Below are 23,328 nucleotides of genomic sequence, written 5' to 3' on the forward strand. Positions count from 1 at the left end.
GGTGTCCTCAATCGCCGGACGGGCTGGATTTTCCGCCGGCCCGGCGCAGATCAAGCCCGGTTCCGGGCAACAATCGAGCCCGTCCGGCGATTGAGGACCGGGGTCCGGGGCGAGCCCCGGGCAACAGCACCGCACCACCCACCGAACCGTGAGGCAACCCGTGAACTGGGACGACGAGTCCGTACCCGCGAGCACACCCTCCGCAGGCGACCGCCTCGTCGCCACCGACGCCGACGGCGAGGACCGGGCCGTCGAGGCCGCGCTGCGCCCCAAGGACCTCGGCGAGTTCGTCGGCCAGGAGCGCGTCCGCCAGCAGCTCGACCTCGTCCTGAAGGCCGCCCGCGCCCGCGGCGCCACCGCCGACCACGTCCTGCTGTCCGGCGCCCCCGGCCTCGGCAAGACCACCCTCTCGATGATCATCGCGGCCGAGATGGGCGCCCCCATCCGCATCACCTCCGGCCCCGCCATCCAGCACGCCGGCGACCTCGCCGCCATCCTCTCCTCCCTCACCGAGGGCGAGGTGCTCTTCCTCGACGAGATCCACCGCATGTCCCGGCCCGCCGAGGAGATGCTCTACATGGCCATGGAGGACTTCCGCGTCGACGTCATCGTCGGCAAGGGCCCCGGCGCCACCGCCATCCCGCTGGAGCTGCCGCCCTTCACCCTCGTCGGCGCCACCACCCGGGCCGGCCTGCTGCCGCCCCCGCTGCGCGACCGCTTCGGCTTCACCGGGCACATGGAGTTCTACGCCCCCGCCGAGCTCCAGCGCGTCGTCCACCGCTCGGCCCGGCTGCTGGACGTGGAGATAGAGGAGGAAGGCGCGGGCGAGATCGCCGGCCGCTCGCGCGGCACCCCCCGCATCGCCAACCGCCTGCTGCGCCGGGTGCGCGACTACGCCCAGGTCAAGGCCGACGGAGTGATCACCCGGGAGATCGCCGAGCAGGCCCTGGAGGTGTACGAGGTCGACGCCCGGGGCCTGGACCGGCTGGACCGCGCGGTGCTGACGGCCCTGCTCACGCTGTTCGGCGGCGGCCCCGTCGGGCTGTCCACGCTGGCCGTCGCCGTGGGCGAGGAGCGCGAGACGGTCGAGGAGGTCGCCGAGCCGTTCCTGGTGCGGGAGGGCCTGCTGGCCCGTACGCCCAGGGGCCGGATCGCCACCCCGGCGGCGTGGGCGCACCTCGGGCTCACCCCGCCCCAGCAGCAGGGCCTCTTCGGGCAGTGACCGGTGTGTGGGCTGGTCGCCTCAGGAACCACGGTGCCATGCTGGGCGTTGTTCCATAGGTGCGGACTCGCTTAGACTCCGCCGATGCCGTCCGTATTTGTGCGGCATACCACCCCCGTAGACCAGGCCGCGCCCCAGCGGTCGTGTGAAGGAAACCCCGTCCCGTGAATATCGTGACTCTCCTGCCGTTCATCGTGCTTATCGGGGCCATGTTCCTGATGACCCGGTCGGCCAAGAACAAGCAGCGCCAGGCCATCCAGATGCGCGACCAGATGCAGCCGGGTACCGGTGTCCGGACGATCGGCGGCATGTACGCCACCGTCAAGGAGATCAACGAGGACACGGTCCTCCTGGAGGTCGCCCCGGGCGTGCACGCGATCTACGCGAAGAACGCCATCGGCGCCGTCCTGGAGGACGCCGAGTACAACCGCATCGTCCACGGTCTGGAGCCGGAGGAGACCCCGGTCGTTCCCGACGACGCCTCGTCGCTGACCGACGCCGACGCTCCGGCCGAGAAGAAGATCGACCTCGGCAAGGACACCGCCGCGGCCGCCGATGACGAGGACGTGAAGTCCGACAAGTCCGGCGATGTGACCGACGCGCAGGCAAAGGACGTCAAGCGGGACGGCGACACCGACGCGAAGTAGCCCCTTTACGGAACCGCGGAGCACCCACCGAGCGGTGCACCGCGGTTCCGTTACGGTCTAGGCTCCGGCGGGGGGGCAGGTCCCCACAACACTTCGTGGCCGTCCGGCGAACACCCGACGCCGGACGGTTGGACAGGGAGAAACGACAAGGTGGCAGCACCGAAGAAGGGCCGCAGGTCCCCGGGCGGCCAGGGCAGGCCGGGCCGAGTCCTGGCCCTGATCCTGATCGCCATGGCGGCGCTCACCGGGGGGATGTTCGCCTCCGGGCACACCACGCCCAGGCTGGGCATCGACCTCGCGGGTGGCACCAGCTTCACGCTGGAGGCCAAGAACCAGCCCGGCAGGCCCAACGCGATCAACCCCACCAACATGAACACGGCCGTCGGCATCATCGACCGTCGTGTCAACGGTCTCGGCGTGTCCGAGGCCGAGGTGCAGACGCAGGGCGAGAAGCACATCATCGTGAACATCCCCAAGGGGACGAACGCGAAGCAGGCCCGCCAGCAGGTCGGTACGACCGCTCAGCTCGCCTTCCGGCCCGTCCTGACGGGGGCCCCCGGTGTGAAGACCCCGGAGCCCGCGCCCAACGCCTCCGCGGACAAGGACAAGAGCAAGCAGGACGACAAGAGCAAGCAGGACGACAAGAACAAGTCGTCCGGCTCGCCCTCGCCGTCGGCCAGTGCCAGCACCCAGGGCCGGCCCGTGACCGACGCCCTGAAGGCGGACAAGGCCGACGCGACGCCGAGCGCCGCGCCGTCCGCCAAGAAGGACGACAAGAAGGCGCCCACGCCCACGCCGACCCCGGCCACCGGGGACATGGCGGCTCTGCAGAAGAAGCTCGACGCCCTGGACTGCTCCACCAAGGAGAGCCGCGCCAACGCGAACGAGGCCGCTGCCGCCGCCAAGCCCAGCGACCCCGTCGTCGCGTGCCGCAAGGACGGCCAGGTCAAGGAGATCCTCGGCCCGGTGGCCGTGGAGGGCACCGGTGTCAAGGACGCCGACGCCGTCTTCGACACCCAGGGCGGCAAGGGCTGGATCGTCCAGCTGAAGTTCAACTCCTCGGGCGCGAAGAAGTTCGCCGACGTCACCGGCCAGCTGGCCACCAAGCCGGCCCCGCAGAACCAGTTCGCGATCGTCCTGGACGGCGAGGTCGTCTCCGACCCCTCCGTCTCCACCTCGATCGGCGGCGGCCAGGCGGAGATCTCCGGCGGCTTCACCCAGCAGAGCGCCACGGACCTGGCCAACGTGCTGTCCTTCGGTGCCCTGCCGCTCTCCTTCGACGTGGTCACCGAGACCACGGTGACCGCCGCGCTCGGCGGTGAGCAGCTGCGGGCCGGTCTGATCGCCGGTGCCATCGGCCTCGGCCTCGTCATCATCTACCTGGTGGCGTACTACCGCGGTCTCGCGCTCGTCGCCCTCGCCAGCCTCGCGGTCTCCGCGATCCTCACCTACACGATCATGGTCCTGCTCGGCCCGGCCATCAGCTTCGCGCTGAACCTGCCGGCCGTCTGCGGTGCCATCGTGGCGATCGGCATCACCGCCGACTCGTTCATCGTGTACTTCGAGCGCATCCGGGACGAGATCCGTGAGGGCCGCAGCCTGCGCCCGTCGGTCGAGCGCGGCTGGCCGCGTGCCCGTCGCACCATCCTCGTCTCCGACTTCGTCTCCTTCCTCGCCGCCGCGGTGCTCTTCGCCGTCACCGTCGGCAAGGTGCAGGGCTTCGCCTTCACCCTCGGTCTGACCACGCTGCTCGACGTCGTCGTGGTCTTCTTCTTCACCAAGCCGCTCATGACGCTTCTCGCCCGTCGCAAGTTCTTCGCCGACGGCCACCCCTGGTCCGGTCTGGACCCCACGCGGCTCGGCGTCAAGCCGCCGCTGCGGGCCTCCCGCCGCCGCCCCTCCGCCCCCGTCGACCCGAAGGAGGCGTGAGATGTCGCGACTCGGCACCCTCGGCGCCCGGCTCTACCGCGGTGAGGTCGGCTACGACTTCGTCGGCAAGCGGAAGATCTGGTACGGCATCTCGATCCTCATCACCGTCACCGCCATCGTCGGCCTGGCGGTGCGTGGCCTGAACATGGGCATCGAGTTCTCCGGCGGCGCGGTCTTCACCACGCCCAAGACCTCCGTCTCCGCCACCCAGGCCCGGCAGACGGCGGAGGACGCCTCCGGCCACACCGCCGTCGTCCAGAAGCTCGGCGACCGCACGCTGCGCGTCCAGGTCAGCGAGCTGACCCCCGAGCAGTCGCGCAAGACCCAGGAGGCGCTGGCCAAGAAGCTCGACGTCTCCCTGGACAAGGTCAACACCGACATCGTCGGTCCCAGCTGGGGCGACCAGATCGCCGACAAGGCCTGGACGGGTCTGGGGATCTTCATGATCCTCGTGGTGATCTATCTGGCGATCGCCTTCGAGTGGCGCATGGCCCTCGCCGCCCTGATCGCACTGATCCACGACCTCACCATCACCGTCGGCGTGTACGCGCTGGTCGGCTTCGAGGTCACGCCGGGCACGGTGATCGGTCTGCTGACCATCCTCGGTTACTCCCTCTACGACACCGTCGTCGTCTTCGACGGTCTGAAGGAGGGCGCGAAGGACATCACCAAGCAGACCCGCTTCACCTACAGCGAGATCGCCAACCGCAGCCTCAACAGCACCCTGGTGCGCTCGATCAACACCACGGTCGTCGCACTGCTGCCGGTCGCCGGCCTGCTGTTCATCGGCGGCGGCTTCCTCGGCGCGGGCATGCTCAACGACATCTCCCTCGCCCTCTTCGTCGGTCTCGCGGCCGGCGCCTACTCCTCGATCTTCATCGCCACCCCGCTGGTCGCCGACCTCAAGGAGCGCGACCCGCAGATGAAGGCCCTGGCCAAGCGGGTGCGCGCACGGCGCGCGGCCGACGCCGCCAAGGGCGAGGCGGGCGACGCCGCCACCGTCGAGAACGCCATGGACGAGGACGGCGACGTCCAGGACGCGGCGGCGGGCGTGGTCGGCCAGCGCGGCCAGAGCGACGGCCGCAACCGCGGTGGCCGCGGCCGCCCCTCGGGCAAGCGCCGATGACCGCCGCACGCGCCGAGAGCGCCGACCAGAAGCTGCGGGAGCTGCTGCTCAGCCGCATCCACGACGTGCCGGACTACCCCAAGCCGGGCGTGATGTTCAAGGACATCACCCCGCTGCTCGCCGACGCCGAGGCCTTCGGCGCGCTCACCGACGCCCTCGCGGGCCTGTGCGAGCGCTACGGCGCCACCAAGGTCGTCGGCCTGGAGGCGCGGGGCTTCATCCTGGCCGCCCCGGTCGCCGTCCGCGCCGGGATCGGCTTCGTGCCCGTACGCAAGGCGGGCAAGCTGCCCGGCGCCACCCTGGCGCAGTCCTACGAGCTCGAGTACGGCACCGCCGAGATCGAGATGCACGCCGACGCGCTGGACAGCGCCGACCGCGTGCTCGTCATCGACGACGTCCTGGCCACCGGTGGCACGGCCGAGGCATCGCTGCAGCTCATCCGGCGCGCCGGCGCCGAGGTGGCGGGCGTCGCCGTCCTGATGGAGCTGGGCTTCCTGCCCGGCCGTGAGCGTCTGGAGGGCGCCCTGGACGGCGCACCTCTGGAGGCGCTGATCATCGTCTGAGACACGGACGCGACCGCAGACGGGCACCGGGGAAGCTCCCGGTGCCCGTCGCGCGTTGTGGGAGGTGTGGCGCCCGTGGTGCGCCGGGCGCGCGGCGGTCCGGCGGCCGGGATCGATACCATGGGCAGTCCGGACCTGAACGGGGGGCCGGAACGCATGAGGAGTGCTCTTGCCAGACGAGGTCCAGCCGCTCACCGCCGCTCAACAGGACAAGCCGTCTCCCGAGGCCGCGGCGGCCACGGGCACGCCCACGGGCCGCCCGGGCAACGCCCCCGAGCCCGCCACCGGCGGCCGGAGCGAGCACAGGAGCGGGGACGGACCGCCGCCCCACAAGGCCGCGGCGCAGCCCCAGCCGGCCCGTCCGCAGCCCCCCGCCTCCACGGCCCCCGCCCGCCCCACGCCCCCGCCGGGCACCACCTCCCGCCCCGGCTCCTCCAGCCGCGTCCGGGCCCGCCTCGCCCGCCTGGGCGTACAGCGCTCCAGCCCGTACAACCCCGTGCTCGAGCCGCTGCTGCGCATCGTGCGCGGAAACGATCCCAAGGCCGACACCACGACGCTGCGCCAGATCGAGCGCGCCTACCAGGTCGCCGAGCGCTGGCACCGCGGCCAGAAGCGCAAGAGCGGCGACCCGTACATCACCCACCCGCTCGCCGTCACCACGATCCTCGCCGAGCTGGGCATGGATCCGGCCACCCTGATGGCGGGCCTGCTGCACGACACCGTCGAGGACACCGAGTACGGCCTGGACGACCTGCGCCGTGACTTCGGCGACCAGGTCGCCCTGCTCGTCGACGGCGTCACCAAGCTCGACCGGGTGCAGTTCGGCGAGGCCGCGCAGGCCGAGACGGTGCGCAAGATGGTCGTGGCCATGGCCAAGGACCCGCGCGTCCTGGTCATCAAGCTCGCCGACCGCCTGCACAACATGCGCACCATGCGGTACCTCAAGCGGGAGAAGCAGGAGAAGAAGGCCCGCGAGACCCTCGAGATCTACGCCCCGCTGGCGCACCGGCTGGGCATGAACACCATCAAGTGGGAGCTGGAGGACCTCGCCTTCGCGATCCTCTACCCCAAGATGTACGACGAGATCGTCCGCCTTGTCGCCGAGCGGGCCCCCAAGCGCGACGAGTACCTGGCCATCGTCACCGACGAGGTCCAGGCCGACCTGCGCGCCGCCCGTATCAAGGCCACCGTCACCGGCCGCCCGAAGCACTACTACAGCGTCTACCAGAAGATGATCGTGCGGGGCCGCGACTTCGCCGAGATCTACGACCTGGTGGGCATCCGCGTCCTCGTCGACACCGTCCGCGACTGCTACGCGGCGCTCGGCACCGTCCACGCCCGGTGGAACCCGGTCCCGGGGCGGTTCAAGGACTACATCGCGATGCCCAAGTTCAACATGTACCAGTCGCTGCACACGACGGTCATAGGGCCCAGCGGCAAGCCGGTCGAGCTGCAGATCCGCACCTTCGACATGCACCGCCGCGCCGAGTACGGCATCGCCGCGCACTGGAAGTACAAGCAGGAGGCCGTCGCCGGAGCCTCCAAGATCCGCACCGACGTGCCCAAGAACGCCGGCAAGAACCAGGACACCGTCAACGACATGGCCTGGCTCCGGCAGCTGCTGGACTGGCAGAAGGAGACCGAGGACCCGGGCGAGTTCCTGGAGTCCCTGCGCTTCGACCTCTCGCGCAACGAGGTCTTCGTCTTCACGCCCAAGGGCGACGTCATAGCGCTCCCCGCGGGCGCCACCCCCGTCGACTTCGCCTACGCGGTGCACACCGAGGTCGGCCACCGCACGATAGGCGCGCGGGTCAACGGACGGCTCGTGCCGCTGGAGTCGACCCTCGACAACGGCGACCTGGTCGAGGTCTTCACCTCCAAGGCCTCCGGCGCCGGCCCCTCCCGCGACTGGCTGGGCTTCGTCAAGTCCCCCCGCGCCCGCAACAAGATCCGCGCCTGGTTCTCCAAGGAGCGCCGCGACGAGGCCATCGAGCAGGGCAAGGACGCCATCGCGCGCGCCATGCGCAAGCAGAACCTGCCGATCCAGCGCATCCTCACCGGCGACTCGCTGGTCACCCTCGCGCACGAGATGCGCTACCCCGACATCTCCTCCCTCTACGCCGCCATCGGCGAGGGCCATGTCGCGGCCCAGGGCGTGGTGCAGAAGCTCGTCCAGGCCCTGGGCGGCGAGGACGCGGCCACCGAGGACATCGAGGAGGCCACCCCGATCCGCGGCCGCTCCAAGCGCCGCTCCAGCGCCGACCCGGGCGTGGTCGTCAAGGGCGTCGACGACGTCTGGGTCAAACTGGCCCGCTGCTGCACCCCGGTGCCGGGCGACCCGATCATCGGCTTCGTCACCCGCGGCAACGGCATCTCGGTGCACCGCGCCGACTGCGTCAACGTCGACTCGCTCTCGCAGCAGCCCGAGCGGATCCTCGAGGTCGAGTGGGCGCCCACCCAGTCGTCCGTCTTCCTGGTCGCCATCCAGGTGGAGGCCCTCGACCGGTCCCGGCTGCTGTCGGACGTCACCAGGGTCCTGTCGGACCAGCACGTCAACATCCTCTCGGCCGCCGTGCAGACCTCCCGCGACCGGGTGGCCACCTCGCGCTTCACCTTCGAGATGGGCGACCCCAAGCACCTCGGGCACGTCCTGAAGGCGGTGCGCGGCGTCGAGGGCGTCTACGACGTCTACCGCGTGACCTCGGCCCGCAGGCCGTAAGCAGACACGAGTAGCAGACACGAGTAAGGGGCTCCGGCAGTAGCCGGAGCCCCTTACGTCGTATCTGCGTCGTGCGTCAGCCGCCGAACTCCTCAAGACCCTTCAGGGCCTGGTCCAGCAGCGCCTTGCGGCCCTCGAGCTCCTTGGCGAGCTTGTCGGCCTTGGCGTCATTGCCCGCCGCACGGGCCTTGTCGACCTGCTCCTGCAGCTTGTCCACGGCCGACTGCAGCTGACCCGTCAGACCGGCCGCACGGGCGCGCGCCTCGGGGTTCGTACGCCGCCACTCGGCCTCCTCGGCCTCCTGGATGGCGCGCTCGACCGCGTGCATCCGGCCCTCGATCTTCGGCCGGGCGTCGCGCGGCACGTGGCCGATGGCCTCCCAGCGCTCGTTCACCGACCGGAACGCCGCCCGAGCACCCTTCAGGTCCGTGATCGGAAGCAGCTTCTCGGCCTCGATGACCAGCTCTTCCTTGAGCGTGAGGTTGCCCTGCTGCTCGGCGTCGCGCTCGGCGAACACCTCGCTGCGCGCCTGGAAGAACACGTCCTGGGCGCCCCGGAAGCGGGCCCACAGCTCGTCCTCCGCCTCGCGCTGCGCGCGCCCGGCGGCCTTCCACTCGGTCATCAGGTCGCGGTAGCGCGCGGCCGTCGGGCCCCAGTCCGTGGACCCGGAGAGCGCCTCGGCCTCGGCGACCAGCTTCTCCTTGGCCTTACGGGCATCCTCGCGCTGCGCGTCCAGCGAGGCGAAGTGCGCCTTGCGGCGCTTGGAGAACGCCGAGCGGGCGTGCGAGAAGCGGTGCCACAGCTCGTCGTCCGTCTTGCGGTCCAGCCGGGGCAGACCCTTCCAGGTGTCGACCAGGGAACGCAGCCGCTCGCCGGCCGACCGCCACTGCTCGCTCGCCGCCAGCTCCTCGGCCTCGGCGACCAGCGCCTCCTTGGCCGTACGGGCCTCCTCGGACTGCTTGGCCTTGGCCGCCTTGCGCTCCTCGCGGCGCGACTCGACGGTGGAGACCAGCTTGTCCAGCCGCTCCCGCAGCGCGGCCAGGTCGCCCACGGCGTGGTGCTCGTCGACCTGGGTGCGCAGGTGATCGATCGCGGTCATCGCGTCCTTGGCCGACAGATCGGTGGTCCTGACCCGCCGCTCGAGGAGGCCGATCTCCACGACCAGGCCCTCGTACTTGCGCTCGAAGTAGGCCAGGGCCTCCTCGGGAGTCCCCGCCTGCCACGAGCCGACGACCTGCTCTCCGTCGGCGGTACGCACGTACACGGTCCCCGTCTCATCGACGCGGCCCCACGGGTCGCTGCACACAGCGCCTCCTCCACATGATGCCGGGCCGGTGTGCGGCCCGCGCATCGTCCACAGTTGTTCCGGGCAGGGCCGCGCCCTGGCCGGTCCGACGGCTTGATCATCCGGGTGCTTACAGCCGTCGGAGCAGGCACCCTACCAACGCCAACATAGGCGAACGGCGGCCCGGCTGTCCGTATCCCGCGCGACCGAAATTTCGCCGTCCGGGCGTCAGTTTTTGGTCACCGCCGCCTTGTCGATCACGACGGTCGCGTTCGGGGCTCCGTCGCCGGCGCCCGACTGCTCGCCGGTGTCGGCGATCTTCTTCAGCACCTTCAGGCCCTCGGCGCCGATGGTGCCGAAGGGGCTGTACTGCGGCGGCAGCTGGCTGTCCTGGTACACGAGGAAGAACTGGCTGCCCCCGGTGTGCGGCTGACCGGTGTTGGCCATCGCGATCGTGCCCGCCGGGTAGACGTTCCCCTTGAGCCGGGAGTCCTTGAGGTTCTCGTCCGGCAGCGTGTAACCGGGGCCGCCCTGGCCGGTGCCCTTGGGGTCGCCGCACTGCAGGACGTAGATCCCCGCGGTGGTCAGCCGGTGGCACTTGCTGTGGTCGAAGAACCCTTCCTTCGCCAGGAACTCGAAGGAGTTGACCGTGTGCGGAGCGTTCGCCGCGTCCAGCTTGACGTCGATCGAGCCGCACGTGGTCTTGAGGTCCATCGAGTACGACGCCGACTTGTCGACGCTCATCTCCGGCTCCGACTTCCACGTCTTCGCCGAGGGGGAGCCCGGCGCCGGCTTGGCGCAGGGGTCCGGCTTCTTGGGGCTCGGGGCGCTGTCGGCCGCGGTGTCGACCTTGTCCTTGTCGTCGCCGGAGAGCACGCCCGTGGCGTACGCGGTCGCGCCCGCGGCCAGGACCACGGCGAGACCGGCGGCGATCACCGCGTTCCGGCGGCGGGCCTTGCGCCGCGCCACCTCCCGGCGCTGCTGCTGCCGCTCGAACTTCTCCCGGGCGAGCTGCCGCCGCCGCTGCTCGTTACTGACCACCGGGTCCTCTTCTCCTGCCGTTCGTCGCATGTCATGAGCGGTATATCGCGATTGTGCCCGTACCGTATACGGGTTCGCGGCGGCAGGAGTGCCGCCGGTAGGCTCTGAGGCGGTCGGGTGTCCTCCGCCGGGGGCTCTCCGCAGGACTCCCGCCGACCGATTGCCGACCGATCTTTAAGGACGAACGTGCTGATTGCCGGGTTCCCCGCCGGGGCCTGGGGGACCAACTGCTACCTGGTCGCCCCTGCCGCAGGCGAGGAGTGCGTGATCATCGACCCGGGCCACGAGGCGGCCCAGGGCGTCGAGGAAGCACTGAAGAAGCATCGGCTCAAGCCCGTCGCCGTCGTCCTCACCCACGGCCACATCGACCACGTCGCCTCGGTCGTCCCGGTGTGCGGCGCCCATGACGTCCCGGCCTGGATCCACCCCGCCGACCGCTACATGATGAGCGACCCGGAGAAGGCGCTCGGCCGCTCCATCGGTCAGCAGCTCATGGGGCAGCTGACGGTGGGGGAGCCGGACGACGTCAAGGAGCTGTCCGACGGCAGCCGCCTCGACCTCGCGGGGATGCAGTTCACCGTCGCGCACGCGCCCGGCCATACCAAGGGGTCGGTGACCTTCCGGATGCCCGAGAGCTCCGACGTCCCGTCGGTGTTCTTCTCGGGCGACCTGTTGTTCGCCGGCTCCATCGGACGCACCGACCTGCCCGGCGGTGACCACGCCGAGATGCTCCAGTCGCTGGCCCGAGTGTGCCTGCCCCTGGACGACTCGACCGTGGTGCTGTCCGGCCACGGCCCCCAGACGACCATCGGCCACGAGCGCGCCACCAACCCGTACCTGCGGGAAGTGGCCGCCGGCCTTGGAGCCGACACCCCGGCTCCGCGACGAGGAATGTGACGAGTTTCGTGAGCACCTTCAAGGCCCCCAAGGGCACCTACGACCTGACCCCGCCCGACTCGGCGGTCTACCTCGCCGTGCGCGAGGCCATCTCCGCGCCCCTCAAGCGCGCCGGCTACGGCTACATCGAGACGCCCGGCTTCGAGCAGGTCGAGCTGTTCTCCCGCGGCGTCGGTGAGTCCACCGACATCGTGACCAAGGAGATGTACACCCTCACGCAGCGCGGCAAGGAGCAGCTCGCGCTGCGCCCCGAGGGCACCGCCTCCGTGCTGCGCGCCGCGCTGGAGGCCAACCTCCACAAGGCCGGCAACCTCCCCGTCAAGCTCTGGTACTCCGGCTCGTACTACCGCTACGAGCGCCCGCAGGCCGGCCGCTACCGCCACTTCTCGCAGGTCGGCGCCGAGGCCATCGGCGCCGAGGATCCGGCGCTGGACGCCGAGCTGATCATCCTGGCCGTCGACGCGTACAAGTCGCTGGGCCTGAAGAACTTCCGCCTGCTGCTGAACTCGCTCGGCGACAAGGAGTGCCGCCCCGCCTACCGGGACGCCCTCCAGGGCTTCCTGCGCGGCCTGGACCTCGACGAGGACACCCGCCGTCGCATCGAGATCAACCCGCTGCGCGTCCTGGACGACAAGCGCGAGGACGTGCAGAAGCAGCTCGTCGGCGCGCCCATGCTCCGCGACCACCTGTGCGAGGCGTGCAAGGAGTACCACGAGCAGGTGCGCGAGCTGCTGACCGCGGCCGGCGTCGCCTTCGTGGACGACGAGAAGCTGGTGCGCGGCCTGGACTACTACACCCGCACCACCTTCGAGTTCGTCCATGACGGCCTCGGCTCGCAGTCCGCGGTGGGCGGCGGCGGCCGCTACGACGGCCTGTCCGAGATGATCGGCGGCCCCGCGCTGCCGTCCGTCGGCTGGGCGCTGGGCGTCGACCGCACGGTGCTGGCGCTGAAGGCCGAGGGCATCGAGCTCGAACTGCCCGCCGCCACCCAGGTCTTCGCCGTGCCGCTGGGCGAGGAGGCCCGCCGGGTGCTCTTCGGTCTGGTGACCGAGTTGCGCCGGGCCGGCGTCGCGACGGACTTCGCGTTCGGCGGCAAGGGCCTGAAGAACGCCATGAAGTCGGCCAACCGTTCCGGTGCGCGCTTCGCGCTCGTCGCCGGCGAGCGGGACCTGGCCGAGGGCGTGGTGCAGCTCAAGGACCTGGAGAGCGGTGAGCAGAAGGCCGTGGCGTTCGACACCGTGGTGAGTGAAGTCCTTTCGGCCCAAGGCTGATTGCCGGGCCCTTGGTGCAGAATGGGCGACAACGACCTACTGATGGGATCGACGGCGCTATGACGACTTCGGCACTCGACCGCTCCGCCACCGACGGCGCGGGGCGGGACGGCCCGGCCACCGGCGCGGTGGGCGCCGGCCGTGGGTTCGCCCTGCTGCTGGTGATCACCGGAGCGATGGGGCTGCTGGCGTCCTGGGTCATCACCCTCGACAAGTTCAAGCTGCTCGAGGACCCGAACTTCGTGCCGGGCTGCAGCCTGAACCCCATCGTCTCCTGCGGCAACATCATGTCGAGCGACCAGGCCAAGGCCTTCGGGTTCCCCAACCCGATGCTGGGCCTGGTCGCCTACGGCATGATCATCGCGATCGGTCTCGCCCTGCTCACGGGGTCCCGCCTCCCGCGCTGGTACTGGCTCGGCATGGAGGCCGGCTGCCTGTTCGGCGTCGGCTTCGTCACGTGGCTGCAGTACGAGTCGCTGTACGTGATCGGGTCGCTGTGCCTGTGGTGCTGCCTGGCCTGGGTCGCCACCATCGTGATGTTCTGCTACGTCACCGTGCAGAACCTCCGCCACGGCTTCATCCCGGCCCCGGAGGGCCTGAAGAAGGCGGTTCTGGAGTTCCACTGGGTGGTTCCGGTGCTGTGGATCGGCATCATCGGGATGCTCATCCTCACCAAGTGGTGGTGGTTCTGGACCGGCGGCACGGCCTGATCGTTCCGCTTCCGCTCACCTTCGACGCCGTCGGACCTCCGGTCCGGCGGCGTTGTCAGTGGGGTGGAATAGGGTTTCGAGCGTGGAGCCCGACCTGTTCACCGCAGCCGCAGAGGACCGCCAGGAGAAAGACCCGGCAGGCAGTCCGCTGGCCGTCCGCATGCGCCCCCGCACTCTCGACGAGGTCGTCGGGCAGGGCCATCTGCTCAAGCCGGGCTCGCCCCTGCGCCGGCTGGTGGGGGAGGGGAGCGGCGGTCCCGCCGGACCGTCCTCGGTGATCCTCTGGGGCCCGCCCGGCATCGGCAAGACGACGCTCGCCTATGTGGTCAGCCAGGCCACCCACAAGCGCTTCGTCGAGCTGTCGGCGATCACCGCGGGCGTCAAGGAGGTACGGGCCGTCATCGACGGCGCCCGCCGTGCCTCCGGCGGGTACGGCAAGGAGACCGTCCTCTTCCTGGACGAGATCCACCGCTTCAGCAAGGCCCAGCAGGACTCCCTGCTGCCCGCCGTCGAGAACCGCTGGGTCACCCTCATCGCGGCCACGACGGAGAACCCCTACTTCTCGATCATCTCCCCGCTGCTGTCCCGTTCCCTGCTGCTGACCCTGCAGGCGCTGACCGACGACGACCTGCGCGCCCTGATCCGCCGGGCGCTGACCGACGAGCGGGGGCTCGGCGGCGCGGTGACCCTGCCCGAGGACGCGGAGGCGCATCTGCTGCGCATCGCGGGCGGCGACGCCCGGCGCGCGCTGACGGCGCTGGAGGCGGGGGCGGGCTCGGCCATCGCCAAGGGCGAGGACGAGATCACCCTGGAGACGCTGGAGGGCGCCGTCGACCGGGCGGCGGTGAAGTACGACCGCGACGGCGACCAGCACTACGACGTCGCCAGCGCCCTCATCAAGTCCATCCGCGGCTCCGACGTCGACGCGACGCTGCACTACCTGGCCCGGATGATCGAGGCGGGGGAGGACCCGCGCTTCATCGCCCGCCGACTGATGATCTCGGCGAGCGAGGACATCGGCCTGGCCGACCCCACGGCCCTGCAGACGGCGGTGGCCGGGGCGCAGGCCGTGGCGATGATCGGCTTCCCCGAGGCGCGGATCACGCTGAGCCAGGTCGCGGTGGCGCTGGCGCTGGCGCCGAAGTCCAATGCCGCGTATCTGGCGATCGACGCCGCCCTGGCGGACGTCCGCGCGGGCCTGGCCGGCCCGGTGCCGGCGCATCTGCGGGACAGCCACTACAAGGGCGCCCAGAAGCTGGGGCACGGTCAGGGGTACGTCTATCCGCACGATGTGCCGGGCGGCATCGCGGCGCAGCAGTACGCACCGGACTCCGTCCATGGCAAGCGGTACTACGAGCCGACGCGCTACGGGGCGGAGGCGCGGTACGCGGACGTGGCGGAGCGGGTGCGGTCGCGTCTGAAGGGGGAGCAGCCGGAGGGCTGAGGATCCACAGCCCGTCCGGCGCCCGGGGACCGGGGTGCGGGGCGCAGGCCCCGGTCAGTGGCCCGCTGCCTCGAAGAGGCGGTGCATCTCGGCGCGCAGCTCCATGACGTCCCGCACCGGCTCGGGGAATTCGAAGCGCGCGTCGAAGGAGCGGTCCGCCGGCGTGCCGCCGCCGTGGCGGCGGGTGAAGCGCACCCGCAGTCCGAAGCGGTCCAGGGCCACCGGCACCGCCGAGGAGTAGGCGTCCCACGCGGCGCTCTCGCGGTCGCCGAGCAGGGTGCACAGGCCGCGCACCTGGTCGCCGTGGCCGGAGGCCAGGTGCTGCAGCAGCTCCGCCTCGTGCGTCACCAGGGGGTCGGCGAGGGCGCTGGTGAACTGTTCCGGCTCGACGGTCTCGGCGCCCCACAGGTCGTCCACGCTCAGCTCGCCCAGCTCCAGGCGCAGCAGCATCCGGCCCGGCTCGGCCACCCCGGGTACGCAGGTGAGCCAGCCCGACAGCCAGGCGCGGCCCCGGATACGGTTGGGTACGGAGACCGGTGCCACGTCGGTGAGCTCCAGCACGGCCGACAGCTCGTCGTCCTGGGCGTGCGTGGCGGCCCGTACGGCCGGGGAATCGGCGGGCAGCACCAGGAACACCTCGCCGTCGGGGCCCACGGTCCGGGCGTCCGGCATCAGCTGGTCGGGATAGGTCCCGCTCAGCCCGGGAATCAGCAGTACCGCGGAGCATGTACTCTGTACGAGAGTTCGTGTGCGCTCGGCTGCTGACGGCATCCGTGCGATTTCAAGTCCGCTGGGACGCGGCTGACCACGATCTGATCGGACCTCCGTCACGTCGACGCCCTCGAGAGCGTCGGATCCCTTTGGGGATCCCTTCGTGCTGTCCGTGATGTGACTGGTGTTCCCCGGGCGAGACATGCGATCTCCTTGAGTAAGGTAAGCCTAACCTAACTTACAACGGAGGTCTGGAGAACGTGCCTAACCAGTCGCGTCCCAAGGTCAAGAAGTCTCGTGCGCTCGGCATCGCGCTGACGCCGAAGGCCGTCAAGTACTTCGAGGCCCGCCCCTACCCGCCGGGCGAGCACGGCCGTGGCCGCAAGCAGAACTCGGACTACAAGGTCCGTCTGCTCGAGAAGCAGCGTCTGCGCGCCCAGTACGACATCAGCGAGCGCCAGATGGCGCGTGCCTACGACCGCGCCAAGAAGGCCGAGGGCAAGACGGGCGAGGCGCTGGTCGTCGAGCTCGAGCGTCGCCTCGACGCCCTGGTCCTGCGTTCGGGCATCGCCCGCACCATCTACCAGGCCCGCCAGATGGTCGTCCACGGCCACATCGAGGTCAACGGTGGCAAGGTCGACAAGCCGTCCTTCCGCGTCCGTCCGAACGACGTCGTGATGGTCCGCGAGCGCAGCCGTGCCAAGCACCCCTTCCAGGTCGCCATGGCCGGTGGCTACGACACCGAGGGCGAGACCCCGCGCTACCTGCAGGTCAACCTGCCGGCGCTGGCCTTCCGCCTGGACCGGGACCCGAACCGCAAGGAGATCCCCGTGATCTGCGACGAGCAGCTCGTCGTCGAGTACTACGCCCGCTGACCCGGACGCGGAACTCTCCTTCTGCCCAGCCCGTCGTCTCTCCGGCCCATGCGGTCGGCGAGCCGGCGGGCTGGCGCGTTTCCCCCCTCCGTACGCTCGTACATCCGTGCCGTACGGACCGGTAATGCGGTACGGGCGCGCAGGCCCGGCGCGATAAGGTCGGTACCTGTACCTGGGAAGGTACGGACAAGCGACGAGAACCAGCTAGGGAGCGGTGCAGCGTGTCCGGTGGAGAGGTGGCCGGGATCCTCGTGGCCGTCTTCTGGGCGATCCTCGTGTCCTTCATCGCCCTGGTCCTGGTGCGGCTGGCGCAGACGCTGAAAGCGGCCACCAAACTGGTCGCCGACGTCTCCGAGCAGGCCGTACCGCTCCTCGCCGACGCCTCCGCGACCGTCCGCTCCGCGAACACCCAGCTCGCCCGCGTCGACTCGATCACCGCGGACGTCCAGGAAGTCACCGCGAACGCCTCCGCGCTGTCCTCGACCGTCTCCACCGCCTTCGGCGGGCCCCTGGTCAAGGTCGCCGCGTTCGGCTACGGCGTGCGGCGCGCCATGGGCCGCAAGACCGAGCCCGAGCGGCAGAGCACCGGCACCGTTTTCGTCGGCCGAGCCGTCGGCAAGGACCTCCCGTCCGCCCGGCGCGCCGGCAGCCGCATCCGCAAGAAGGGTTGACCCCAGAAATGTTCCGCCGCACGTTCTGGTTCACCACCGGTGTCGCAGCCGGTGTCTGGGCCACGACCAAGGTCAACCGCAAGCTCGCCAAGCTCACCCCCGAGAGCCTGGCCCTGCAGGCGGCCGACCGTGCCGTCATCGCGGGCCGCAAGGTCAAGCTCTTCGCCCTGGACGTGCGCGAGGGCATGGCGCACCGTGAGGCGGCGCTCAAGGACGCGCTCGGCCTGAGCGCGGCACCCCTCGCACCCGACCACCGTGCGCTCCCCGAGCAGCGCCGCCTCGTCGCTCTCGAGCAGCAGCACACCTACAACTCGTACACCCGGAAAGAGGACCACTGATGGAGTCGGCTGAAATCCGCAGGCGCTGGCTGCGCTTCTTCGAGGAGCGTGGGCACACCGTCGTGCCGTCGGCGTCGCTCATCGCGGACGACCCGACGCTGCTGCTGGTCCCCGCGGGCATGGTCCCGTTCAAGCCCTACTTCCTCGGCGAGGTCAAGCCGCCCTTCCCGCGCGCCACCAGCGTGCAGAAGTGCGTCCGCACCCCGGACATCGAAGAGGTCGGCAAGACCACCCGCCACGGCACGTTCTTCCAGATGTGCGGCAACTTCTCCTTCGGCGATTACTTCAAGGAAGGCGCCATCAAGTACGCCTGGGAGCTGCTGACGACTCCCGTGGCGGACGGCGGCTACGGCCTGGAGCCGGAGAAGCTCTGGATCACCGTCTACCTCGACGACGACGAGGCCGAGCGCATCTGGCGCGACGTGATCGGCGTGCCCGCCCAGCGCATCCAGCGCCTGGGCAAGAAGGAGAACTACTGGTCCATGGGCGTCCCCGGCCCGTGCGGACCGTGCTCCGAGATCAACTACGACCGTGGCCCCGAGTTCGGCATCGAGGGCGGCCCGGCCGTCAACGACGAGCGCTACGTGGAGATCTGGAACCTGGTCTTCATGCAGTACGAGCGCGGCGCGGGCGACGGGAAGGAAGACTTCCCGATCCTCGGCGACCTGCCCAGCCAGAACATCGACACCGGCCTCGGTCTCGAGCGCCTGGCGATGATCCTGCAGGGCGTGCAGAACATGTACGAGACCGACACCCTGCGCGTCGTCATCGACAAGGCCACCGAGCTGACCGGCGTCCGCTACGGCGCCGCCAAGAACACCGACGTCGCGCTGCGCGTGGTCGCCGACCACATGCGCACCTCCACGATGCTCATCGGCGACGGCGTCACCCCCGGCAACGAGGGCCGCGGCTACGTCCTGCGCCGCATCATGCGCCGCGCCATCCGCAACATGCGCCTGCTCGGCGCCACCGGCCCGGTCGTGGCCGAGCTGCTCGACGTGGTCATCCGCACGATGGGCCAGCAGTACCCCGAGCTGCTGAGCGACCGGGGGCGCATCGAGACCGTCGCGCTCGCCGAGGAGGCCGCCTTCCTCAAGGCCCTCAAGGGCGGCACCAACATCCTCGACACCGCCGTCGCCGAGACCAAGTCCTCCGGCGGCACCGTCCTGGCCGGCGACAAGGCGTTCCTGCTCCACGACACCTGGGGCTTCCCGATCGACCTCACCCTGGAGATGGCCGCCGAACAGGGCCTGTCCGTGGACGAGGACGGCTTCCGCCGCCTGATGAAGGAGCAGCGGGAGCGCGCCAAGGCCGACGCCAAGGCCAAGAAGACCGGCCACGCCGACCTGTCCGCCTACCGCGAGGTCGCCGACACCGCCGGCGAGACCGACTTCACCGGCTACTCGCTGACCGAGAACGAGGCCACGATCGTCGGCCTGCTCGTCGACGGCGTGTCCTCCCCGGCCGCCTCCGAGGGCGACGAGGTCGAGGTCGTCCTCGACCGCACCCCCTTCTACGCCGAGGGCGGCGGCCAGCTCGCCGACCAGGGCCGCATCCGGCTCGACAACGGCGCGGTCATCGAGGTCCGCGACGTGCAGAAGCCCGTCCCGGGCGTCAACGTCCACAAGGGCGTCGTCCAGGTCGGCGAGGTCACCGTGGGCGCCTCCGCGCACGCCTCCATCGACATCACGCGCCGCCGGGCCATCGCCCGCGCCCACAGCGCCACCCACCTCACCCACCAGGCGCTGCGCGACGCGCTGGGCCCGACGGCCGCCCAGGCCGGTTCGGAGAACTCGCCCGGCCGCTTCCGCTTCGACTTCGGTTCGCCGGCCGCCGTGCCGGGCTCGGTCCTCACGGACGTCGAGCAGCGGATCAACGAGGTCCTCTCCCGGGAACTCGAGGTCCAGGCCGAGGTCATGAGCCTGGACGAGGCCAAGAAGGCCGGCGCCATCGCCGAGTTCGGCGAGAAGTACGGCGAGCGCGTGCGCGTCGTGACCATCGGCGACTTCTCCAAGGAGCTGTGCGGCGGTACGCACGTCGCCAACACCGCCCAGCTGGGTCTGGTGAAGCTGCTCGGCGAGTCCTCGATCGGCTCCGGCGTGCGCCGCGTCGAGGCCCTGGTCGGCGCCGACGCCTACAACTTCCTGGCCAAGGAGCACACGGTCGTCGCCCAGCTCACCGAGCTGGTCAAGGGCCGTCCGGAGGAGCTCCCGGAGAAGATCTCCGGCATGCTCGCCAAGCTCAAGGACGCCGAGAAGGAGATCGAGCGCTACCGCGCCGAGAAGGTGCTGCAGGCCGCGGCCGGCCTCGCCGAGGGCGCCAAGGACGTCCACGGCATCGCCCTGGCCATCGGCCGGGTGCCGGACGGCACCGGCGCCGACGACCTGCGCAAGCTGGTCCTGGACGTCCGTGGCCGCATCCAGGGCGGCCGTGCGGCCGTCGTGGCGCTGTTCACCGTTGTCAACGGTCGTCCGCTGACTGTCATCGCCACCAACGAGGCCGCCCGCGAGCGGGGTCTGAAGGCCGGCGACCTGGTGCGCACGGCCGCCAAGACCCTCGGCGGCGGTGGCGGCGGCAAGCCGGACGTCGCCCAGGGCGGCGGTCAGAACCCCGAGGCCGTCGACGAGGCCATGGCCGCCGTCGAGCGCCTCGTGGCGGAAGCGGCCTGACCGTGCGACGAGGCAGGCGTATTGCCGTGGACGTCGGGGACGCCCGGATCGGGGTCGCGTCGTGCGACCCCGACGGGATCCTCGCCACCCCGGTCGAGACCGTCCCCGGACGCGACATCCCGCAGGCCCACAAGCGGCTCGCGGCGATCGTCGCGGAGTACGAGCCGGTCGAGGTCGTCGTCGGTCTGCCCCGCTCCCTCAAGGGGGGAGAGGGGCCGGCCGCGGCCAAGGTGCGCACCTTCGCCAAGGAGATGGCCCGGCGGATCGCTCCGGTGCCCGTGCGGCTGGTCGACGAGCGGATGACGACCGTCACGGCCACGCAGGGGCTGCGCGCCTCCGGCGTCAGCTCCAAGAAGGGGCGCTCGGTCGTCGACCAGGCGGCCGCCGTGGTGATCCTGCAGAACGCCCTGGAGATCGAGAAGATCTCCGGCCGGCCGCCGGGCGAGGCCGTCGAAGTGGTCATCTGATCGCAATACGGTAACGTTCCGCGCGACATGGCAGCTGTTCGAATGTCTACAGGGCAGGACCAGACGTCGGACGTTCGCGCTGCACCTGGCGCACTGGCTGCCGCTGTGCGGCTCTAGGGGATAGATGACTGAGTACGGCCGGGGTTCCGGCTCCCAACCGTGGCATCCCGAGGACCCTCTCTACGGGGACCAGGGGTACACCGGGCAGCAGTACGCGCAGCAGCAGCCGCAGCAGTCGCAGCCCCCCTACGGCCAGCAGCAGCACTATCCCGAGCAGCAGCAGTACGGCTGGGATCCCTCGCAGGGCGCGGGGGGTCCCGGTCCGTACGCGCCGGCCGGCCAGGGCGGCACGTACGGCGGGCAGCCCGGGCAGTACACGGGCGGTCCGTCGGAGTACTACGAGTACGACACGGGCACCACCGGCTACCCGCAGCAGCAGGCCCCGTACGTGGGCGAGCAGCACACGGGGCAGCACGAGCAGATCCGGCAGCAGCAGGCCCATGCCCAGCAGCAGGCCCAGGCGCAGCAGCAGGCGCAGGCTCAGCGGCAGGCCCCCGCCCGGCAGGAGCCGCCGGAGGAGTGGCATCCGGATCCCGTCGAGGACAAGATCTCCCTCTTCGACGACCAGGAGGACGCCCCGCCCGCCCCGGTCGACGACGAGCCCGAGCCCCGCGAGGAGCGCGGCCGCGGCCGTGAGCGGCGCGGCAAGGGCAAGGGCGGCCGGGAGAAGACGAAGAAGCGCCGCAGCGGCACCGCCTGTCTGCTGGTCGCCGTCGTCCTCGTCGGCGTCGTGGGCGGAGGCGGCTACCTCGCCTACGACTACTGGCAGACCCACTTCGGCGCCGCGCCCGACTTCTCGGGCGAGGGCAGCGGCGAGGTACAGGTCGAGATCCCCAAGAACTCCAGCCTCACCACCATGGGCCAGGCGCTGCAGAAGGCCGGCGTGGTCAAGAGCGTCGGCGCCTTCACCGAGGCCGCGGGCAAGAACCCCAAGGGCAAGTCCATCCAGGCCGGCACCTACACCCTGCGCAAGGAGATGTCGGGCGCGGCGGCCGTCGAGATGATGACCAACGCCGCGAACTTCCTGACGATCGCCGAGGGCCGCCGCGCCGTCCAGATCTACGGCGCCATCGACGAGAAGCTCGGGCTCCCGGCGGGCACGACCAAGGACATCGCCAAGAACCAGGCCAAGAGCCTCGGGCTGCCCGAGTGGGCGAACTCCGACCCGAAGATCAAGGACCCGCTGGAGGGCTTCCTCTACCCCTCGCAGTACAGCGCGGGCAAGGGCACCAAGCCCGAGGCGATCCTGAGGCAGATGGTCGCGCGGGCCAAGGAGAACTACGCCAAGCAGGACCTGGAGGGCAAGGCCAAGGAGCTGGGCCTGAAGTCCCCGCTGCAGCTCATCACCGTGGCCAGCCTGGTCAACGCCGAGGGCATGACGCACGACGACTTCCGCAAGATGTCGCGGGTCGTCTACAACCGCCTCAAGCCCACCAACACCGAGACGAACGGCAAGCTGGAGTTCGACTCGACGTACAACTACCTGAAGAACCAGAGCAAGCTGGATCTCAGCCCCAAGCAGATCCGGGCCTTCGACGACCCGTACAACACGTACTTCTACAAGGGCTTGCCCCCCGGCCCCATCGGCAACCCGGGCGAACAGGCGCTCAAGGCGGCCATGGATCCGGAGCCGGGCGACTGGTACTACTTCGTCTCCATCAACGAGAAGACGACGTTCACCAAGAACCTGCAGGAGCACCAGAAGCTCGTGGACGAGTTCAACAAGAGCCGGAAGACGCAATGAGCCAGGTGAGGGAAGGCCGCCACCGCGCGGCCGTGCTCGGATCGCCGATCGCCCACTCGCTCTCCCCGGTGCTGCACCGGGCCGCCTACGCGGAGCTGGGCCTGGGGGAGTGGACGTACGACCGGTTCGAGGTCGACGAGGCGGCCCTGCCCGGCTTCCTCGACGGACTCGACGGCAGCTGGGCCGGGCTCTCCCTCACCATGCCCCTCAAGCGGGCCGTGATCCCGCTGCTGGACTCCGTCAGCGCCACGGCCCGGTCCGTGGAGGCCGTCAACACCGTCGTCCTGACGGAGGACGGCCGCCGCCTCGGCGACAACACCGACATCCCCGGCATCGCGGCCGCCCTGCGCGAGCGCGGCGTCGAGAAGGTGGAGAGCGCCGCCGTCCTGGGCGCCGGAGCCACCGCCTCCTCGGCGCTCGCCGCCCTCGCCAGGATCTGCACCGGCGAGGTCACCGCGTACGTGCGCAGCGCCGGGCGCGCGGCCGAGATGCGGGAGTGGGGCGAGCGGCTGGGCGTGGCCGTGCGCACCGCCGACTGGTCGCGGGCCGCCGAGGCCCTCTCCTCGCCGCTGGTCGTCGCCACCACCCCGGCGGGGGCCACCGACGAACTGGCGGGCGCCGTGCCCGAGCGGCCCGGCACGCTCTTCGACGTCCTCTACGAGCCCTGGCCGACCCCGCTGGCCGCCGCCTGGACGCGGCACGGCGGCACGGTCCTGGGCGGCCTGGACCTGCTGGTGCACCAAGCGGTGCTCCAGGTCGAGCAGATGACCGGCCGCGCCCCCGCCCCACTGGCCGCCATGCGCGCCGCGGGCGAGGCGGCGCTGGCGGCCCGTTCGCACTGAGCGCTGTCCGTACCCTGACGCGTCCGGTCCACAACCTGGACCGGCGGCCGGGAATGCCCGCGGGACATGGGAGGATCGGAGGTGGCGGGCCGGGGCC

The 23,328-nt window shown here is 70.7% G+C and carries 20 protein-coding genes; 17 read left to right on the top strand and 3 right to left on the bottom strand.

Going from position 1 to position 23,328, the window contains the following annotated elements:
* The first annotated feature begins 160 nt into the window (after positions 1-160).
* From ruvB to AB0G59_RS15820, 6 genes are all read left to right on the top strand, one after another.
* Entirely contained in the window at positions 161-1,222 is a 1,062-nt protein-coding gene (ruvB, locus tag AB0G59_RS15795; RefSeq protein WP_071966218.1) for a Holliday junction branch migration DNA helicase RuvB, read from the top strand.
* A 164-nt stretch (positions 1,223-1,386) separates the two neighbouring features.
* Complete coding sequence (yajC, locus tag AB0G59_RS15800) at positions 1,387-1,869, top strand: preprotein translocase subunit YajC (RefSeq protein WP_360911831.1); 483 nt, start codon at positions 1,387-1,389, stop codon at positions 1,867-1,869.
* Positions 1,870-2,019: 150 nt separating this feature from the next.
* Positions 2,020-3,798, top strand: a complete 1,779-nt coding sequence (secD, locus tag AB0G59_RS15805) for a protein translocase subunit SecD (RefSeq protein WP_360911833.1) — start codon at positions 2,020-2,022, stop codon at positions 3,796-3,798.
* A gap of 1 nt (position 3,799) precedes the next feature.
* Positions 3,800-4,924, top strand: a complete 1,125-nt coding sequence (gene secF, locus AB0G59_RS15810) for a protein translocase subunit SecF (protein WP_360911835.1) — start codon at positions 3,800-3,802, stop codon at positions 4,922-4,924.
* Positions 4,921-5,487, top strand: coding sequence for an adenine phosphoribosyltransferase (locus AB0G59_RS15815; RefSeq protein ID WP_360911837.1), 567 nt, complete (start codon positions 4,921-4,923; stop codon positions 5,485-5,487). Before secF ends, AB0G59_RS15815 begins: the two co-directional genes overlap by 4 nt.
* 169 nt (positions 5,488-5,656) lie before the next feature.
* Positions 5,657-8,206 (top strand): bifunctional (p)ppGpp synthetase/guanosine-3',5'-bis(diphosphate) 3'-pyrophosphohydrolase, encoded by a 2,550-nt coding sequence (locus tag AB0G59_RS15820; protein WP_360911839.1) that lies wholly within the window; start codon positions 5,657-5,659, stop codon positions 8,204-8,206.
* A gap of 76 nt (positions 8,207-8,282) precedes the next feature.
* On the opposite strand, the gene AB0G59_RS15825 is transcribed toward AB0G59_RS15820, so the two are convergent.
* Both AB0G59_RS15825 and AB0G59_RS15830 read right to left on the bottom strand, forming a co-directional pair.
* Positions 8,283-9,512 carry a DUF349 domain-containing protein gene (locus tag AB0G59_RS15825; protein ID WP_360911842.1) on the bottom strand — a complete coding sequence of 410 codons (1,230 nt, stop codon included), beginning with the start codon at positions 9,510-9,512 and terminating at the stop codon, positions 8,283-8,285.
* A gap of 207 nt (positions 9,513-9,719) precedes the next feature.
* The gene (locus AB0G59_RS15830; protein WP_360911899.1) at positions 9,720-10,532 is read right to left on the bottom strand and encodes a peptidylprolyl isomerase; all 813 of its coding nucleotides are present in this window, start codon (positions 10,530-10,532) and stop codon (positions 9,720-9,722) included.
* A 186-nt stretch (positions 10,533-10,718) separates the two neighbouring features.
* Between AB0G59_RS15830 and AB0G59_RS15835 the strand changes: the two genes are divergently transcribed.
* The 4 genes from AB0G59_RS15835 (at position 10,719) to AB0G59_RS15850 (ending at position 14,854) form a co-directional block, all read left to right on the top strand.
* The gene (locus AB0G59_RS15835; RefSeq protein ID WP_071966205.1) at positions 10,719-11,429 is read left to right on the top strand and encodes an MBL fold metallo-hydrolase; all 711 of its coding nucleotides are present in this window, start codon (positions 10,719-10,721) and stop codon (positions 11,427-11,429) included.
* 8 nt (positions 11,430-11,437) lie between these two features.
* On the top strand, positions 11,438-12,700 hold the full coding sequence (gene hisS, locus AB0G59_RS15840) for a histidine--tRNA ligase (RefSeq protein ID WP_360911844.1): 1,263 nt from the start codon (positions 11,438-11,440) through the stop codon (positions 12,698-12,700).
* A 59-nt stretch (positions 12,701-12,759) separates the two neighbouring features.
* Positions 12,760-13,410, top strand: a complete 651-nt coding sequence (locus tag AB0G59_RS15845) for a vitamin K epoxide reductase family protein (RefSeq protein WP_071966209.1) — start codon at positions 12,760-12,762, stop codon at positions 13,408-13,410.
* 82 nt (positions 13,411-13,492) lie between these two features.
* Positions 13,493-14,854: a replication-associated recombination protein A gene (locus tag AB0G59_RS15850; protein ID WP_360911846.1), complete on the top strand. Its 1,362-nt coding sequence runs from the start codon at positions 13,493-13,495 to the stop codon at positions 14,852-14,854.
* A gap of 54 nt (positions 14,855-14,908) precedes the next feature.
* Here the strand turns inward: AB0G59_RS15850 and AB0G59_RS15855 are convergent, their stop codons facing one another.
* On the bottom strand, positions 14,909-15,625 hold the full coding sequence (locus AB0G59_RS15855) for a DUF2470 domain-containing protein (protein WP_360911848.1): 717 nt from the start codon (positions 15,623-15,625) through the stop codon (positions 14,909-14,911).
* A gap of 200 nt (positions 15,626-15,825) precedes the next feature.
* On the opposite strand from AB0G59_RS15855, the gene rpsD reads away from it, so the two are divergent.
* From rpsD to AB0G59_RS15890, 7 genes are all read left to right on the top strand, one after another.
* Positions 15,826-16,440 carry a 30S ribosomal protein S4 gene (rpsD, locus tag AB0G59_RS15860; protein ID WP_360911850.1) on the top strand — a complete coding sequence of 205 codons (615 nt, stop codon included), beginning with the start codon at positions 15,826-15,828 and terminating at the stop codon, positions 16,438-16,440.
* Between the two features lie 221 nt (positions 16,441-16,661).
* Positions 16,662-17,111 carry a DUF948 domain-containing protein gene (locus AB0G59_RS15865; protein WP_071966203.1) on the top strand — a complete coding sequence of 150 codons (450 nt, stop codon included), beginning with the start codon at positions 16,662-16,664 and terminating at the stop codon, positions 17,109-17,111.
* A gap of 8 nt (positions 17,112-17,119) precedes the next feature.
* Positions 17,120-17,449: a DUF6167 family protein gene (locus AB0G59_RS15870; RefSeq protein ID WP_071966202.1), complete on the top strand. Its 330-nt coding sequence runs from the start codon at positions 17,120-17,122 to the stop codon at positions 17,447-17,449.
* Complete coding sequence (alaS, locus tag AB0G59_RS15875) at positions 17,449-20,118, top strand: alanine--tRNA ligase (RefSeq protein WP_360911853.1); 2,670 nt, start codon at positions 17,449-17,451, stop codon at positions 20,116-20,118. Before AB0G59_RS15870 ends, alaS begins: the two co-directional genes overlap by 1 nt.
* A gap of 2 nt (positions 20,119-20,120) precedes the next feature.
* The gene (ruvX, locus tag AB0G59_RS15880) at positions 20,121-20,585 is read left to right on the top strand and encodes a Holliday junction resolvase RuvX (protein ID WP_360911855.1); all 465 of its coding nucleotides are present in this window, start codon (positions 20,121-20,123) and stop codon (positions 20,583-20,585) included.
* A 124-nt stretch (positions 20,586-20,709) separates the two neighbouring features.
* A complete protein-coding gene (mltG, locus tag AB0G59_RS15885; RefSeq protein WP_360911857.1) occupies positions 20,710-22,389 on the top strand; it encodes an endolytic transglycosylase MltG in 1,680 nt (559 codons plus the stop codon).
* Entirely contained in the window at positions 22,386-23,231 is an 846-nt protein-coding gene (locus AB0G59_RS15890; RefSeq protein ID WP_360911860.1) for a shikimate dehydrogenase, read from the top strand. Before mltG ends, AB0G59_RS15890 begins: the two co-directional genes overlap by 4 nt.
* Positions 23,232-23,328: the final 97 nt, after the last annotated feature.

This window comes from Streptomyces sp. NPDC021096 (assembly GCF_040641275.1).
In the GTDB taxonomy this organism is placed as follows: Bacteria; Actinomycetota; Actinomycetes; order Streptomycetales; family Streptomycetaceae; genus Streptomyces.

Bases quoted from the DNA above. Each gene is read 5' to 3' on its own strand.
- AB0G59_RS15890 (WP_360911860.1), top strand. From the start codon at position 22,386: ATGAGCCAGGTGAGGGAAGGCCGCCACCGCGCGGCCGTGCTCGGATCG.
- alaS (WP_360911853.1), top strand. From the start codon at position 17,449: ATGGAGTCGGCTGAAATCCGCAGGCGCTGGCTGCGCTTCTTCGAGGAG.
- AB0G59_RS15855 (WP_360911848.1), bottom strand. From the start codon at position 15,625: ATGCCGTCAGCAGCCGAGCGCACACGAACTCTCGTACAGAGTACATGC.
- AB0G59_RS15845 (WP_071966209.1), top strand. From the start codon at position 12,760: ATGACGACTTCGGCACTCGACCGCTCCGCCACCGACGGCGCGGGGCGG.
- secF (WP_360911835.1), top strand. From the start codon at position 3,800: ATGTCGCGACTCGGCACCCTCGGCGCCCGGCTCTACCGCGGTGAGGTC.
- AB0G59_RS15815 (WP_360911837.1), top strand. From the start codon at position 4,921: ATGACCGCCGCACGCGCCGAGAGCGCCGACCAGAAGCTGCGGGAGCTG.
- mltG (WP_360911857.1), top strand. From the start codon at position 20,710: ATGACTGAGTACGGCCGGGGTTCCGGCTCCCAACCGTGGCATCCCGAG.
- AB0G59_RS15870 (WP_071966202.1), top strand. From the start codon at position 17,120: ATGTTCCGCCGCACGTTCTGGTTCACCACCGGTGTCGCAGCCGGTGTC.